Origin of the sequence: Sporosarcina sp. P29 (genome assembly GCF_002743265.1) — a bacterium.
GTDB lineage: Bacteria > Bacillota > Bacilli > Bacillales_A > Planococcaceae > Sporosarcina.
In genome coordinates this window covers 22,080-38,009 of sequence record NZ_PDYX01000015.1, presented here as the reverse complement: position 1 = coordinate 38,009, position 15,930 = coordinate 22,080, and the positions used below count along the sequence as shown (strand labels likewise).

At 39.4% G+C, this 15,930-nt stretch carries 15 protein-coding genes; all 15 read right to left on the bottom strand.

The genetic code is table 11. The features are described from left to right. Positions 1-17: 17 nt before the first annotated feature. Positions 18-968 carry a U32 family peptidase gene (locus CSV68_RS12350; protein WP_085429064.1) on the bottom strand — a complete coding sequence of 317 codons (951 nt, stop codon included), beginning with the start codon at positions 966-968 and terminating at the stop codon, positions 18-20. A 45-nt stretch (positions 969-1,013) separates the two neighbouring features. Then, positions 1,014-2,486 carry an alpha-ketoglutaric semialdehyde dehydrogenase GucD gene (gucD, locus tag CSV68_RS12345; RefSeq protein ID WP_085427971.1) on the bottom strand — a complete coding sequence of 491 codons (1,473 nt, stop codon included), beginning with the start codon at positions 2,484-2,486 and terminating at the stop codon, positions 1,014-1,016. A gap of 20 nt (positions 2,487-2,506) precedes the next feature. Next, positions 2,507-3,292: an IclR family transcriptional regulator gene (locus CSV68_RS12340; protein ID WP_099633988.1), complete on the bottom strand. Its 786-nt coding sequence runs from the start codon at positions 3,290-3,292 to the stop codon at positions 2,507-2,509. A gap of 198 nt (positions 3,293-3,490) precedes the next feature. After that, a complete protein-coding gene (gene allD, locus CSV68_RS12335; RefSeq protein ID WP_099633987.1) occupies positions 3,491-4,531 on the bottom strand; it encodes an ureidoglycolate dehydrogenase in 1,041 nt (346 codons plus the stop codon). Positions 4,532-4,598: 67 nt separating this feature from the next. After that, positions 4,599-5,558: a C-terminal binding protein gene (locus CSV68_RS12330; protein ID WP_199168459.1), complete on the bottom strand. Its 960-nt coding sequence runs from the start codon at positions 5,556-5,558 to the stop codon at positions 4,599-4,601. Positions 5,559-5,638: 80 nt separating this feature from the next. Further along, entirely contained in the window at positions 5,639-6,538 is a 900-nt protein-coding gene (locus CSV68_RS12325; protein WP_099662279.1) for a dihydrodipicolinate synthase family protein, read from the bottom strand. Between the two features lie 19 nt (positions 6,539-6,557). Then, positions 6,558-7,448 (bottom strand): fumarylacetoacetate hydrolase family protein, encoded by an 891-nt coding sequence (locus CSV68_RS12320; RefSeq protein ID WP_085427966.1) that lies wholly within the window; start codon positions 7,446-7,448, stop codon positions 6,558-6,560. A 1-nt stretch (position 7,449) separates the two neighbouring features. Then, entirely contained in the window at positions 7,450-8,223 is a 774-nt protein-coding gene (locus tag CSV68_RS12315) for an IclR family transcriptional regulator (RefSeq protein WP_099633985.1), read from the bottom strand. 30 nt (positions 8,224-8,253) lie between these two features. After that, entirely contained in the window at positions 8,254-10,407 is a 2,154-nt protein-coding gene (locus tag CSV68_RS12310) for a dihydroxy-acid dehydratase domain-containing protein (protein ID WP_085427964.1), read from the bottom strand. Positions 10,408-10,428: 21 nt separating this feature from the next. Continuing rightward, positions 10,429-11,697, bottom strand: a complete 1,269-nt coding sequence (locus tag CSV68_RS12305) for a TRAP transporter large permease (protein WP_085427963.1) — start codon at positions 11,695-11,697, stop codon at positions 10,429-10,431. A gap of 13 nt (positions 11,698-11,710) precedes the next feature. After that, positions 11,711-12,223 carry a TRAP transporter small permease gene (locus CSV68_RS12300; RefSeq protein ID WP_085427962.1) on the bottom strand — a complete coding sequence of 171 codons (513 nt, stop codon included), beginning with the start codon at positions 12,221-12,223 and terminating at the stop codon, positions 11,711-11,713. A gap of 80 nt (positions 12,224-12,303) precedes the next feature. Further along, positions 12,304-13,344, bottom strand: coding sequence for a TRAP transporter substrate-binding protein (locus CSV68_RS12295; RefSeq protein ID WP_233190419.1), 1,041 nt, complete (start codon positions 13,342-13,344; stop codon positions 12,304-12,306). Between the two features lie 125 nt (positions 13,345-13,469). After that, the gene (rpiA, locus tag CSV68_RS12290) at positions 13,470-14,138 is read right to left on the bottom strand and encodes a ribose 5-phosphate isomerase A (protein ID WP_085427961.1); all 669 of its coding nucleotides are present in this window, start codon (positions 14,136-14,138) and stop codon (positions 13,470-13,472) included. Continuing rightward, a complete protein-coding gene (gene dgoD / locus CSV68_RS12285; RefSeq protein ID WP_099662278.1) occupies positions 14,132-15,280 on the bottom strand; it encodes a galactonate dehydratase in 1,149 nt (382 codons plus the stop codon). The genes rpiA and dgoD overlap by 7 nt, the downstream gene beginning before the upstream one ends. Continuing rightward, entirely contained in the window at positions 15,262-15,921 is a 660-nt protein-coding gene (locus tag CSV68_RS12280; RefSeq protein WP_099633982.1) for a bifunctional 4-hydroxy-2-oxoglutarate aldolase/2-dehydro-3-deoxy-phosphogluconate aldolase, read from the bottom strand. The genes dgoD and CSV68_RS12280 overlap by 19 nt, the downstream gene beginning before the upstream one ends. Between the last annotated feature and the right edge of the window lie 9 nt (positions 15,922-15,930).

Below are 15,930 nucleotides of genomic sequence, written 5' to 3'. Positions count from 1 at the left end.
ATCAATTATTCAGGTTGTTAATTAGAAACATTTGAAGTATTCACTTTGGCAATGCCAAGTCCCTCAGCACCTAGTTCTGAAGTTTTCGCTTCAGGGCAGTACCGCTCAATCATTTGAATGCCAATAGAGGCTCTTCTAACACGCTCTTTGACCAATGAATTATTCAGAGCCTCAAACTGCTGACCAGAAGGATAAACGTCTGGATGGTTACGTAGGCCAAACTTAATATATACAGGTGCAAGAACACGAATGATTTCTGGAATCTCGTAATAGCGAAGGAATCCTCCCAAATTATCCGGTGCTTCGATGTACAGATCAATCGGAATATCAATTGCCTGACGAATAGACGCTAACTTTGATAGAGTCAAAGCCGTTGGTACATTATACGTATCAGCTCCAATATCTTGCATTAATTTTACGGACACAGGATTTGCCGATCCAATTTGAACAGAAGCTTTTACAATGAAGTCCTCTGGCAGTTGTCCTGCCTTTTTCATTTCCTTCGTCAAAAGTACTAGTCCTTCATCTGCTACAAGTGCACCGCGCAGCCCTAAATTCGCACCACGCTTAAGATCTTCCATCGCATAAACGAGCTGATCCGCACCTTCATGGCGATTACCTATCGATTTCCCTCCCGAAGTGAAAGGTTGAGCACTGATATCCCATGTACCACGTGGACCTACAAACAAACTAAGTTCAATTCCACGCTCAGCAGTAAGTTCGCACATCTCTTTGATTTCTTCATCTGTTTGAAGCATTATACCGCTTCCTTGAGAAATTCTATGAACTGTAATCCCAAGACGGTCAAGTTCTTTTAAAGTCTCTTTTAAGGCAACAGGACCTTCAGTACTTGGTAGTTCGATTCTATACTGCGCCCCATCTGGGAACCGCTTCGTGGATGTCGGTAATTCCTTCGAGTCAGTGGACGGATAACCTAGACTTTCTAATAACTTCCGGGATTCATTCATCATAGTAAATACCTTCCTTTATGGATAATTTGGGTTCTATAACTTTTATGCCTTAATAAATACTGTCTTGATCTCCGTGTAAAACTCTTGTGCTGCTTCTCCTTGTTCACGTGACCCATAGCCTGAGCCTTTCATTCCGCCAAATGGTGCTTGTAGTTCCACACCAGCACTTTCAGCATTAATTCGAACTAGACCGACTTCAATTTCATCGATGAACTCCATCAATGAACCTATATTGGACGTGAAGATAGAAGCACTCAGTCCAAATTTTGTATCATTTGCAATCTTGATTGCATCTTCTACGTCGCTTGCCTCAATCAATGCGATAACTGGACCAAAAATTTCTTCTTGTGCAATTCGCATATCTGCTTTGACATTATCGAAAATTGCAGGTGTTAGATAGAATCCATTATCGAATTCATCACCGCTTAGAACTTCGCCGCCAGCAATCAATGTCGCACCTTCCGACTTACCGATTTCAATATAGTCTTTTACTGTATCGAATTGGCTCTGACTAGCACATGGTCCCATCCAGATTCCATCATTTAATCCGTTTCCTACTGTGATTTTTTCTGTTTCAGCGAGCAACTTCTTTTTGAATACATCATAGATAGCGCTTTCTACAATGACCTTACTAGTGGCAGTGCATTTTTGCCCTGTCGAACGAAAAGCCCCGCTTATTACTGCTTCTACCGCATTATCAAGATCCGCATCTTTGGAAACTATTACAGGGTTTTTTCCACCCATTTCAATTTGGTATTTTACGCCACTTTCTGCAGCCCCTTTAGCTACTGATTTCCCTACATTTTCTGATCCTGTGAAAGTAATTGCGTTCAAAGAGGAATGCTCAATCATCCCTTGTCCAATAACTGATCCAGAACCTACGATGAAGTTTAAGACACCTTTAGGTAGTCCGGCTTTTGCAAAACATTCGATAATCTTGGCAGCAGTAACTGAAGCTTCTGTCGCTGGTTTGAACACAACAGTATTTCCGTACACAAGAGCAGGTGCCAGTTTCCAAATCGGAATCGCTACTGGAAAATTCCAAGGAGTAATGATTCCCACTACGCCAGCTGGTACGCGCCTCGTGAACATCAAAGCATCTTTGTCAGAAGCAGGAATGACATCCCCATTCTTTCTCATGCCTTCTCCTGCATAGTATCTTAGGATTGCAACGCCACGAGCTGTTTCACCTTTTGCTTCTGGAAGCGTTTTTCCCATCTCCCTAGTAGCAGTTTCTGCGATATCATCAATATTCTGCTCGATGATATCTGCTACTTTAAACAAAAACTGCCCTCTTGCATGTTGACCAATCTTTCTCCATGCACTCTTAGCACCCTCGGCAGCTTTGAATGCCTTGTCCAGATCTTCTTGAGTTGATTTCTGTACGAAGCCTACAACCTCGTTCTTATTCATAGGGCTAATACTCTCTAGTACTTCATTCGACTGTGATGAAACCCATTCATTATTAATAAAGTTCTTAAACGTTGCACTATTATTTTTAGTAACCATTTCTATTCCTCCCAGTAGTTGTATAATTATAGTGTTGTAGCTTCCTTTGACACTTCTTGATATCCGGCTAGTTTCGATAAATTGGCTGCAAGTTTGATAATCTCTTCTTTTGCTGCCTCAAATTTATCTTCCCAGCTATTCGTTGGCATCGTAAAGCTGATACCTGCAATAATTTGTTTTTCAAAATTATAGATAGGCGCAGCAACACAGTGAAAACCTAAAGCAGACTCTTGATTCTCAACCGCATAACCTTTCATTTTTGCTAACGATACCTTGCTACAAAGTTCTTCAATATTAGAAGTTGTGAATTCAGTCTTTTTATCCCACGTTTTAATAGGAAATAGATCTTCTATTTCTTCTGCCGTGTGATTAATTAATTGAACTTTTCCTACAGCAGATGCATAAGCCGGGAAACGCATACCTGGCTCCGTAACAAGCTGAACCCTTGTCTTCGCCTCTACCTTTCCTAAGTACACAACATCATTACCTTCAAGCGTACCCAATTGAATGTGTTCTTGAATATTGGACACAGCCTCTTGTGCTTCTTTATAGAAGCTCTGTATCAAATTGAATTGACTCAAATACATTGAATTAAAAGTACCAAGGGTTGGACCTAGATTATAACTGTCTGTAGCAGTCTTGATAATCCACCCTAATGTTTCTAATGTGTTCAGTAAGGAATAAAGAGAACTTTTATTTATCTCTAGCCTTTTCGATAAATCTATTAACCGTAATTCATTTGGATGTTTACTAATTTCTCTAAGTAACAAATCTGCCCTTTCGATAGCAGGTACCCAGTACTTATTGCTCAATTCGATAACCGCCTTCCTGGTTTTATATAGAGAACCCAGTTCTTTATATAAAACCTTAAAACAACCTTATCACAAAAAAACTGAAGTTACAATAATTAATTTTGTTAAATTCAGAACATTTTGTCCGATTGGATATGTTGCTGTTATAATGGATGATCTTGAGAGACGAGATACTTCATACATCCACGCGAATCACGGTTATTTACACGCAGTATTTTTATTTGATCTTTTCTTTCCAGTCAAAATTTCGTACATATCTTCTTCAATTTCAATGCCTTCTAAATTTGCCCTCATCTGATTCTCAATCGATCTTTCTCCAGGAACGTATACTTTAGTGTGCCCAGGGGCTGGTTCACATGCATGCAGTTCTTCTACAAACCGCTTCATCATATCGAGGAAGTATTCTTGGCCAACAAAGAACTCCGGATTGATTGCCAGGAAAAACTGACCTAACCTTCTACTTTCCTTTAAATCCCCGTACATTGGTTTAATATGCTTACCAAATTGCCCTCCTGATAAAATACCAGAAAGAACGTCTACAAGGATAGCAAGTCCGTAGCCCTTCGCTCCACCCATAGGCTGCAAAGCTTTAACTTTGTCTGGATCATCTGTTGGAACACCGTGTTCATCAAGTCCCCAATCCATAGGAATCTTATTTCCTCGTTCCTTTTCAATCATGACTTTCCCGAATGCCACGTTACTCGTAGACATATCTAGTACAATCGGACGGTCTTCATGTGGGATTCCTACCGCCAGCGGGTTAGCCCCAAGAAATGCAGATCTAGCTCCATACGGTGCTACGAGAGCATCCGCCTGTGCGAAAGTGATACCAATCACTCCCTCCCTAGCTGCCTGATCTGCATAATAGCCGAGCGCTCCGGAATGACTCGAGTTAGAAGCTATAGATACACCAATGCCCTTTTCCCTAGAAATAGATATGGCTTCATTCATAGCAATTTTTGCCACGACATGTCCTAACCCATTATCACCGTCCACTTTAACGATTACATCATTCACTGCTTCTACAGTAATTTGGGCATCCTTATTAATGCCGCCTTCCTGTATTCTGTCAATATAATGCTGTAATCTCATAATTCCATGGGATTTCACACCACGTGTATCAGCGAAAGCCAACACATCGGCAACAATACTTGCATGCTCGAGTGATATGCCACTTTCAACTAAACGTTCAGTTATAAGTTGTTTCAATTGTTCCGACTCAATTTTAAAAGTTGCCATAAAAAGCTCCCCTATTCAAAAATAAAAGAGATATCTATGATAGAATAAATATCTCTTTTAATATTTTTCACACCACTTGGTATGTAAGTACTGATCCTTCCAAGGCTTCGACAATGTTCCTAGCAGTCTTAGTACGTAACTCCTCCACTGCCTCGACTGAGTAAAAGGCACTATGAGGCGTGATGTAGACATTGGAAAATTCCAATAATTCATGATCCTCTGGTACAGGCTCAATTTCTACAACGTCAAGCGCTGCTCCCGCAATTTTACCGCTACGCAAACCTTGGATTAATGCCTCTGTCTCAATAATTGGACCTCTCGCTGTATTTAGAATAAAGACACCATCTTTTAAATCATTAACATTACTGAGGTTAATCAAGTGATGTGTATCTTTTACAAGCGGAACATGAAGTGAAATAACATCAGATTGTGTTAACGCTTCATCAAGGTCTACTTTCTTTACATTGTATTTCGCCATTTCCTCTGCTGAAACAAACGGATCATATCCTACTAATGTGAAGCCTAAAGGTTGAACTTTCTCAATTACACGCCTTGGAATCTTGCCGAAACCGATCACTGCAAATACGCGATTTTTAAAACGATAAACAGGCGGACTAATACTGAAGTCCCAACTTCCGTTCTTTACCGCATTATTTAATTCCACGATCTTTCTTGACCAAGACATTAAGAGTGCCAACGCATGATTTGAAACCTCTTCTATTCCATAGTCCGGAACATTGCAAACTGCGATACCCTTCTGTTTAGCTACCTCAAGATCAATCGTATCCACTCCCACCCCGTACCTCGATATGACTTTACAATTCGTTAACTCATTCAGAACCTTAGCGTTTAGTGGAGCGTATTGGTTTATGATAGCATCTGCATCTTTAGCTGCTTCAATTACCTCTTGTTCTGTGCGGCACTGAGCTTTGACAAAATGTATATCAAGGCCGCTTTCCTTAAATACGTTTTCTTCATAATTCAATTTGTCAAATTCATAATCAGTGATAACTACTTTAAAAGCCATAATAATCTTCACTCCTTATTGGATATTTCTTCACAACATATAGTGAATATCTATCAGATCAGAAACCACTCCAGTCTATATTAATCTTCATTTCCAGCATACTCTGAAATAATAGACTTGATAGTATCAGATAAATGAGCTTCACTATTTATAAATGGTTTCCGATAACCAATCGCCTGATTCACAAACCAACGTTCATGTACAGCCAATTTCATCGTTAGGTAGAAGGAAGGATGCAAGCTATAAATCTCCATCAACTTGCAAATTAATATATGATGTCTCTTTACTTCAGTGAAGTCTTCGTTTTGTATAGCTTCATATAGATTCAATGAAATTTCGGGCAGAAAGACTGAAGATCCATTAATACTTCCTGAGGCTCCATACAGTTGAGCATCTAATAGATGCTCATCAAAAGCACTATACACATGGAAATTATTTACTTTGTTAGCTACTTCATCAATTACAGTCCGAATACGGGTCATGCTTGCTACGGTTTCCTTTATCCCTCGAATATTCTGTATATTCTCCGCGAGTTGTTTTACGACTTCCACCGGAATCTCTTGGCCAGTCAGTTGTGGAATATTGTATAAATACAGGTCTATGGACAATGAGCCTGCTACTTCATAGAAGTACGTGTACATTTGCTCATCCGACAGATTCCAATAGTACGGATTCACAACAAGCACTCCTTCAGCACCTAACTCTTGAACGAATTTTGACAATTCAATGGTTTCTTCCATTACTGTCCCGCCTGTCCCCACTAAAACAGGAATACGATTGTCAATATACGGAATAATCTGCTTCAGATATTGCTGTTTTTCCTCCAGTGAGAAGTGAGGAAATTCCCCAGAGCTTCCTAACAACACTACACCATGCACTCCGTGGCTAATTAATTTATCTATCGCTCTTTTATTCTTCTCCATATCAATTTGACCTGATTCGTCCAGTAACGTCACAACGGGAGGAATGATTCCCTTCATAGGCTTACCACCTTTCCTATTAATGAATCGAAATCATTTTCTTTTGAGCTTTGACACCGTTCCGCAAGATACCAATCTTTTCACTCGAGATTTCAATCGTGTCCCCATCCTGTAAAGTAAAATCGTTTGGCGGTACAATACAAGTACCTGTCATCAACGCTGTTCCTTCCAAGATATCGTTGTCATAGACTAAATAGTGAACCAGTTCATCAAGCTTCCGCTTTAATTGATTGACATAAGCAGTACCCTCGAACTTCAATTCATTATCCCTGTAAATTTTACACGTGATATCGATCGAGTAAGGATCTTCGATTCCTTCAGGCATTAAAATCGCGGGACCTATTGAACCCGAATTCTTCCACACTTTAGCTTGTGGTAAATAGAGAGGGTTTTCCCCTTCAATATCTCGGCAACTCATATCATTACCCAATGTATAACCGATAATATCCTCTTCCTTGCCTACAATTAGAGTCAGTTCCGGCTCGGGGATCTGCCAATTCGAATCACTTCTGATATAAACATCACTATTTGGCCCAATGATTCTGCGCGCCGTGGACTTAAAAAAGATTTCGGGACGTTTGGCGTCATACACTAGATCATAGAACGTTAGATCCTCCTCATCTTCTTTCTTCGTTTCAAAATTTCTTGCTTCTCTGCTCTTTTGATAAGTTACACCTGCCGCCCATACTTCGTCAGGTATAGTCGGCAATGTCAGTTCTAAATCGTCGAATGACAAGTCAGTCTTTTGAATGTTTTCATCCTTTAGATATTGATTCGCCGTTCGATTCGATTCTTGTAATTTATAATAGAAATCCGTATAGTTTTCTTCTTCGATTATATATACCTCTTCTTGTAATGTAACTAATGCCGTATGGATCTCTCCATTTTGATGGAATTTAATGTATCTCATATTAACTCTCCTTAGTAGTTAAATTTGCACCTAATTCTTGTGAAATGCTATCCGCACATAATTTTAATAACTTTAAGTATTCATTCTCTTTCTCTTTTGTAAAGTTGCTTTTTGGTGAAGATACGCTAACCGCTGCTACTACATCATACTTATGATCATAAATCGGCATAGCAAAACAAATGATTCCATACTCATTTTCTTCATCATCCACCGCGTATCCTTGCTTCTTAACCTGGGCTAGCTCTGTCATATAATCTGTATGGTTTTTTATGGAGTTTTCAGTAGCTTGAATGAATTCATATCCTTCTAATAGCTCTGTAAGGCTGTCTTTCGGCAAATACGCAACCAATACCTTGCCTACCGCACTACAGTGTAGCGGAACTTTCTTTCCGATTCTTGAATAGATGACCAATGTATTGTTACCGTTGATTTTATCGATATAAATAGCCTCTTGATCCAACCGCTTCACCAAGTGGACCGTTTCATTTGTAGCTCTGTTTAACGTATATAAATGACGGGACGAAACTTGCTTTAGACTTAGTTGACTAAGCAATAGGTTTCCACGCTCATATAGTTTCCACCCTAACGAATAATCTGCAGTTTGTTCATTTTGTGTGATATACCCATGTTCCTTTAAGGTCTTCAATAAAGCATGTACTGTACTCTTATTAAGTTCCAGTTTCGCACTAATTTCCTTTATACTAAGTTCTTTATTCACTTCATCAAAGACTTCCAAAATTTTAATTGCCCTAACTACAGATTGAACAAGACTCATCTATCTCACCTTTTCATTGCTTATTAGCAATTATTTCACGTAGGTTTCATCTGCTTCTTCATAGACTTGGATTGGAACTACACCTTTAGAAGCATCTGTATGTCCTACCATTCGATTTACCGCTGCTACTAACTTCTGACGTCGTTTCATATTGGTTAATCGTTCTTCGAATAATTGCTTTCGAGTCTCATTATCTTTGATATTATCTTCATATACAACTTGAGTATCGAGTTCTTTCACTAAGTCAATATAGTGCTTTCGTAATTGAAGATGCAAGATATCTCCAGTTTGTAGATAACCAATTCCACCACCGTCCATCGCTTCAGGTGTCATATGTCCAATGGCAGCACCGTACGTCACCCCTGAATAACGTCCATCACTGATAACAGTACAGATTCTCTTTAACGTGCGACTTGCATTAATATGTTGCATCGGTGTAAACATTTCAGGCATACCAAATGCAAGAGGTCCTTGTCCCGCAATGACGAGCGCAATCTTTAATATGCTTCTTTTTGTCATCTCTTCGAATAGCGCATTATAATCAAGCTCTTTTAGCTCTTCATATTCATCTGAAGCATTGTATTTAACTACTGACAATAGTTTTTCATAACTGAACAGTTTATTGTCTTTCATATTATCAATCAATTTGGAGTCTAAGAGACTTTGATTTGCATGATCTTCATTATCGAAGAACAAAACGAAAGCCATCTTATCGTCAAACTGATTTAGTTGAGGAGTTGGCATTCCACTAATTTTCACAACTGCGCTCTCGAAGAAATTCCCACGGAGTACATCTACCCCACTAAAAAGTCTTTTAGGATTACTAACAATGACAGCATTTTCTTTAATATTATCGGCTGGTAAACTTTCACTATATTCTAGTCGGTCTCTCCACGATGTACCCGTTACAGTCAACGTATCCTGATCCATATCTACACCGTTATTCAATAGCTCATAAAATAACGTTTCCATGCCACGGCTCGTATCGTCACAGCACTGCATCGCTAATGAGAAAATATCTCTTCCCTCTGTTAATGAATAATTAAAGAGGTCAGGTATAGGTTGTTCCTTGAGGATCTTTTCGATATCAAAAAGTGTAAACTCATAACCTGCATAAATCATGGCAGCTACCATATGCATCATTAAGTTTGTAGAACCACCGGATGCACTATGAATGCGTGCAGCATTTCTAATATTGGATTTCACCAGTCGTGACACACCAAATTCAGGTTTATTGATCATGGTAGCCATCGCATCGATTGCTTCATTGACCTGTTGCTGATTCGGTGGTTGTGTCAATAGCTCCAATGCTGGATGTACAAGTCCCATACCTGCAACCAGGTGGCGCGAACTGTTTCCTGTACCATTGAATGCACAAACTCCACCTTTTGTATCGCAAGTGGCAGCAGCTAAACGAATTTCGAGATATTTATGCTCTTTTTCTGTAATGATTCCTCTTTCAACTGCTCTCTCGAATACTCCTTGGAAAGAAGTGTTGGAAGAACATTGAAGAATGTAATTCATGGTGTCCCGTAAGTCTTCGGCAATCTCCTCATGTTTCATTTCAATTGCCTTGTCATATACAGCATTCAACTTTTTAAGAACATCTTCAGGAATAGTACCACCTTGTAGAACGTGTGCAGGTGCAAATGTTGCAAAGAATGGCGCATCACCTCTAAATTGTCTGAGTCGATCTAAGTGGGCTAAGCCACTAACAACGCCGAGAGGCTGTTTATCGCATCCTTGGATGACGAATGCTGCATGATAACTATGCGCTTCGAGCTGATTAACGATCATCTGGGCAACAGCATTTCTACTTTGCAATGAGTAACTCATACCTTGATTGGATTGAGCAGTACCATCGCACATGACTGGAGTTGAAAAGTAAAATGGGACACCACCGTTTTGCCAGATCCTGATAGCCGCGCGTGAGGAGGTCATATAGTCCATAATATGAGCTGGATGATCAGCAGAGCCCCCTATAATTGCAATTCGAGGAGCATCTTGTTCCAATCGTAGTACGACATTCTCTAACGACCAATCCGGTGTACCACCTTCATAAAGAGGACCTAGGATTTTCTTGGCGTTGTCCAAAAGACCTGCCACTGTTATGGGTTCATTCGCTTTCCCTTGCACGTTATCTTTGTAAGGATTTATTCTGCTACGCATTTGAGGAAATAACATATTGTTCACTCCTATTTAATATTAATCTAGAAATAGTAACGATAAACCTGGAATAAATGATACAACCAGTAAAACAAATATCATTGAGATGATAAACGGTACGATTGCTTTTGATAATGACTCCATACTAACTCCTGAAATACTAGAACCGACAAATAAGTTTACTCCCACAGGAGGTGTAATGAAGCCAATTGCCAATGAAATAATCATGATGATGCCAAAGTGAATCGGATCGAAGCCGACAAGCGTTGCTATAGGTAACAAGATCGGTGTCAGAATGATGATTGCTGCAATCGTGTCCATAAAACATCCTACGATTAGCAAAAGTACAATGATTAATAAAATAATGATGAAGGGTTCTGAAGAAAGTGATAGCATATAATCCGCAATTTTTATTGGGATTTGCTCCATTGCCAACAGCTTCCCAAACCCTGTTGCACTACCCACAATAACTAAGATGGTAGCAGTCATTAGCGCAGAATCGACGAAGATATCTGAGATGTCCTTGAACTTTAATTCTCTATAAACGAATGCGCCAATTATGAACCCAATAAACACTGCTATTGCAGCAGCTTCTGTGGGTGTAAAGATCCCACCATAGATTCCGCCCAAAATAATAACAGGAATCAACAATGACCATTTGGCCAGCCAGACTTGTTTCAAAATACGGCTGAAGGAGATTTTATCCGTACTACCTTTATAACCTGCTTTTTTGGAATAGTAATATGCGTAAACCATTAATCCTAGACCCACCATGATGCCCGGTACGATACCTGCCATGAACATGTCGCCTATAGATACGCTTCCGGAAACTCCATACATGACCATTGGAATTGAAGGCGGTATTATGACACCTATCGAACCCGCTGATGCAATAACGGCCGTCGAGAATTTGATATCATACCCCTTTTTAACCATGGCCGGTATCATCAGACCACCAACAGCAGCTACAGTCGCAGGTCCCGAACCTGAAATAGCTGCGAAGAACATGGACGTGACAATGGCCGTCATAGCTAAACCACCTGTAACAGATCCAACTAAGGATTCCGCTACAGCAATCAGACGGATAGAAATACCGCCCTTCCCCATAATTTCACCCGCTAAAATAAAGAATGGGATTGCTAATAGAGGAAATGAGTTTGTAGATGTTGTCAATTCTTTTATTATGAATTCTACCGGAATAGATCCGTCAATGAGAAGGGCAATTACTGCAGACAGACCCAGGGCAATTCCAATAGGTACGGTAAGTATCAGTAGGATTGCAAAAGATACAAATATTAAGACACCCATTCTATCACCCTCCTTATAATCTCGGTATATCGTTATCAATTATTTCTTCATTGGATCGATATAGCTTGGTTTCTATATATATTCTTTGAATCAAACGAACTGAAGTTAATAGCATTCCTATGGGCATCCCTAAATACATGATCGACATGGAGATTCTGATTGATGGTGCTACCTGACCTGTACCTTTAATAGCCTGGTAAATTGTAAAGCCATAGTAGACTGCAATTAATGCAAAGAACAAGAACATAAGATGCGCTATCATGTTAATGACATATTTACCTCGCCTTTTAAATACAGATAATAGCGCTTCCACACGAATGTGTCTTGCTCGTTTTACCCCATAACTAATCCCTATGTAAATGAGCCAGACAAAGCAAAATCGTGCTAACTCTTCAGACCATGTCAAAGAGCTTTCAACAACGTATCTCATAAAGACTTGCAGTATAATTACAATTGTCATGACTGACAACAACAAGAACAATATCACTCGTTCCACGTTATGATCGATCCATCTTAAGACTGGCATATCATAGCTCCTCCCACCTGCTTTTGAAAAAAAGCAAGTTAATAGTGATTAACTTGCTTTTTTCTTTGTGGACTTTTCATTTATTCAGCGTTATTGACTTCATTTAAATACTTCTCTACGAAATCTTCTCCAATACTCTCTTTATACTTTTCTATGACAGGCTTCACAGCTTCACGGAACTTTTCCAATTCAGCATCACTAACTTTGCTATATTCCATTTGCACTTTTAGTTCTTCTAGTGCGGATGCTGCTGTTTCACGCGAAAGCTTTCGGTTGTGCTCTCCAGCTTCTAGCGCTGCACTTTCTACAATTTCCTGCTGTTCTTCTGTCAAGCCGTCCCAAGTCTTTTGGCTGATCAAGAAAATAAATGGCGAATAAATATGATTAGTTTCCGTCACATGCTTTTGGACTTCAGGATATTTTTCCAATAAAATTGTTGGATATGGGTTTTCTTGACCATCTACTGTTTTCTGTTGCATCGCCGTAAACAACTCTGTAAATGCCATTGGAGTCGGATTTGCCCCCATTGCTTTCCAAGCACCTAGATGGATATCGTTTTCCATAGTACGAACCTTTAACCCGTTCAAATCATCCAATGTCTTAACCGAAGTTTTACTGTTCGTTAATTGACGGAATCCATTTTCCCACCAAGCCAGTTGCTTAACACCTTGTTCACTAGCTTTTTCTGCAAGCTCATCACCTATTTTTCCTTGCAATACTTTATCTACTACATCTGTGTTCTTCAGTGTAAACGGTAAGTCGAACACACCATATTCAGGAACGAACGAAGTAAATGGAGCCGTAGAAGGAATTGTTATATCCAACGTACCAAATTGCAACATCTCAATCGCAGAACGGTCATCTGCAATTTGACCAGAATGATAAATTTCTACGTTCAGTGAATCTGTTTTTTCCTCTACAAGTTCCTTAAACTTTTCAGAACTGTTATATAGAGGTGTTTTATCATTTAAACCAAGGCTTATTCTTAATTTCTTTGTTTCGCCAGAGTCTGCTGATGCTTCCCCAGCTCCTTTAGTGCTGTCGCTCTCACCATTTCCACAAGCTGCTACTAATACGCTCATTAGCAATAAAGTAAATATCATTATTAAATTCTTTTTCAATATAACTCCTCCTCATTTTGTAATAATGAATGGCATTCCAAGCTATCGCTTAAAGCAAGCGCTTTCATTTGATTCGTAATATTTGGTATTAGGTTCGGTTTTTAGGTTTATACTCACTTGATTAGTTAGGTTTTTAATATATGATAATCTTCATTTAGGAATAAACCAATTTCCACGACACCCGATATTAGTTTTAGCTGCTCATAAATATCTGCTGGTGATACACTTTTTTGTTTCGATACATCTACAATCCAGTTTCCATTGTCGGTAATAAAATTGTTGTCCCCATCTTTTCTTAATGCAATTTTGTACCCCAAACTTTCAATTCTTTTAATTGTAAACGATGCATTAAACGGTACAATCTCTAGAGGGATGATTTGACCCAAAAGACTATTTGTGAATTTTGAGGAATCCGCTAAAATATACCGTTGCTCAGCTTTCAGCAATACTTGTCGTTCACGAAAAAGTGACCCTCCACCTCCTTTAATTAGATTGCTATTCAGATCTACTCTATCTGCACCATCAAATGCCTGATCAATAAAAGGTACATCCTCAATCTCAATAAGTTGAAGGTTCAGTTTTTTCGCTTGCTTTGCAATCTTATTAGAAGAAGCAATGAATTTCAGCTCCAATTTTTCTTCTTTCATTCGCAATGCTAAATGCTCTAGAAAAAAACCGATGGTTGAGCCAGATCCTAAACCTATTACAGTTTTATTTTCAACTAATGAAACCGCCAAATTTGCCAACGCATTTTTTTCTTCATTATTTATATTCTTTTCGTAAGGGCTTACCATTCCGCAACCGTCCCATCTTCATGCCGCCAAATTGGGTTTTTCCAGTTATGCCCTTCCTTTTGTTTCTCCCTTACATAGGACTCATTAATACTAATTCCCAGTCCTGGTGCTGTAAGATTCTTGGCATATCCATCCTCGAATTTGAAGACAGATTGATCATTCAGATAATCCAACACGTCATTCCCCTTATTGTAGTGAATGCCCAGGCTTTGTTCTTGAATAAAAACATTATAGCTTGTCGTATCAACTTGTAAACATGCCGCAAGAGCTATTGGGCCTAAGGGACAATGAGGAGCTACTGCTACATCATAGGCTTCCGCCATCGAAAATATCTTTTTACATTCGGTAATTCCACCCGCATGTGATAAGTCCGGCTGGATAATATCTACATATCCTTCCTGCAAGATTTTCTTAAAATCCCATCTAGAGTACATTCTCTCACCTGTTGCAATAGGGATGTTACTATGTCTAGCAACTTCCTTGAGCGCTTCATTATTTTCAGCTAAGACAGGTTCTTCTATGAACATTGGACGAAATTGTTCAAGCTCTCTCGCCAAAATTTTTGCCATCGGTTTATGCACACGTCCATGGAAATCTATTCCGATTCCAAAATCAGAACCTAACCCTTCCCTAATCAAAGCCACCCTTTCTAGAACATTGTCAATTTTCGAATAACTATCTATAATTTGAAGCTCTTCAGTTGCATTCATCTTAATTGCCTGGAAACCATTTTCTTTCGCCTTTTTTGCTTGTTCCAGTACATCTGAAGGACGATCTCCACCGATCCAAGAATATACTTTCACCTTGTCTCTACAAGCACCTCCCATAAGTTCGTATATAGGAGCATTATAGAATTTCCCTTTAATATCCCAAAGAGCCTGATCAATTCCCGCTATTGCACTCATCAGGATAGGACCACCACGATAAAATCCCGAACGATATAGCGTGTTCCAAATGTCTTCAATTCGCATTGGGTCATTCCCTATCAAATATTCACCTAGTTCATGAACGCATGCCTCTACGGTTGATGCACGGCCCTCTACTATTGGTTCACCCCAACCAACCAAGCCTTCATCAGTTGTAATCTTCAAGAAAAGCCATCTCGGGGGAACTCGGAACGTTTCTATTTCTTTGATTCGCATGCTTTCACCTCATTAAATCGGTTTACGAAGCTTTTTGCTTTCTCACTAAGCTCCTCGTAGTTTCCGGTGTCAATAAGCTTTTTGTTCAAAAGTGAGCTTCCTACCCCAATAGCTATAGCTCCATTCGCTAGGAATTCACCCATATTCTCCAACCCAATTCCACCTGTTGGCATCATAGGAATATGTGCTAGTGGACCTTGTAAATCTTTAAAGTAGCTCGGCCCTAATGTTGCAGCGGGGAAAACTTTAACTAAATCTGCCCCTGCCGTATATGCTGTTACGATTTCTGTAGGAGTATATACACCCGGGATGGAAATACAGCCATATCGATTCGCTGTCTGAATCACTTCTACGTCTAAATTTGGTGAAAAAATGAAGTCAGCTTGTGCATCGGCTGCCAATTTCGCCGTTTCTTTGTCTATCACAGTCCCGGCACCGATTAGCACTTGATCTCCATATCTCTTTTTCATGTCACGTATAGTATCGTAACTATTTTCACTATCAGCTGTGATTTCCAATACCTTGATTCCACTGTTAACCAACGTTTCAATCACTTTGTTAATACGTTCAGGATGAATTTTTCTTAACACCACCACTACACCGTTTTCTTCAATAACTTTAAGTTTATCCCATTTTCTCAATATAACGAA

Coding starts and splice junctions, on each gene's coding strand:
- CSV68_RS12350 (WP_085429064.1), bottom strand. CDS start 968: ATGAATGAATCCCGGAAGTTATTAGAAAGTCTAGGTTATCCGTCCACT.
- allD (WP_099633987.1), bottom strand. CDS start 4,531: ATGGCAACTTTTAAAATTGAGTCGGAACAATTGAAACAACTTATAACT.
- CSV68_RS12330 (WP_199168459.1), bottom strand. CDS start 5,558: ATGGCTTTTAAAGTAGTTATCACTGATTATGAATTTGACAAATTGAAT.
- CSV68_RS12325 (WP_099662279.1), bottom strand. CDS start 6,538: ATGAAGGGAATCATTCCTCCCGTTGTGACGTTACTGGACGAATCAGGT.
- CSV68_RS12320 (WP_085427966.1), bottom strand. CDS start 7,448: ATGAGATACATTAAATTCCATCAAAATGGAGAGATCCATACGGCATTA.
- CSV68_RS12315 (WP_099633985.1), bottom strand. CDS start 8,223: ATGAGTCTTGTTCAATCTGTAGTTAGGGCAATTAAAATTTTGGAAGTC.
- CSV68_RS12310 (WP_085427964.1), bottom strand. CDS start 10,407: ATGTTATTTCCTCAAATGCGTAGCAGAATAAATCCTTACAAAGATAAC.
- CSV68_RS12305 (WP_085427963.1), bottom strand. CDS start 11,697: ATGGGTGTCTTAATATTTGTATCTTTTGCAATCCTACTGATACTTACC.
- CSV68_RS12300 (WP_085427962.1), bottom strand. CDS start 12,223: ATGCCAGTCTTAAGATGGATCGATCATAACGTGGAACGAGTGATATTG.
- rpiA (WP_085427961.1), bottom strand. CDS start 14,138: ATGGTAAGCCCTTACGAAAAGAATATAAATAATGAAGAAAAAAATGCG.
- dgoD (WP_099662278.1), bottom strand. CDS start 15,280: ATGCGAATCAAAGAAATAGAAACGTTCCGAGTTCCCCCGAGATGGCTT.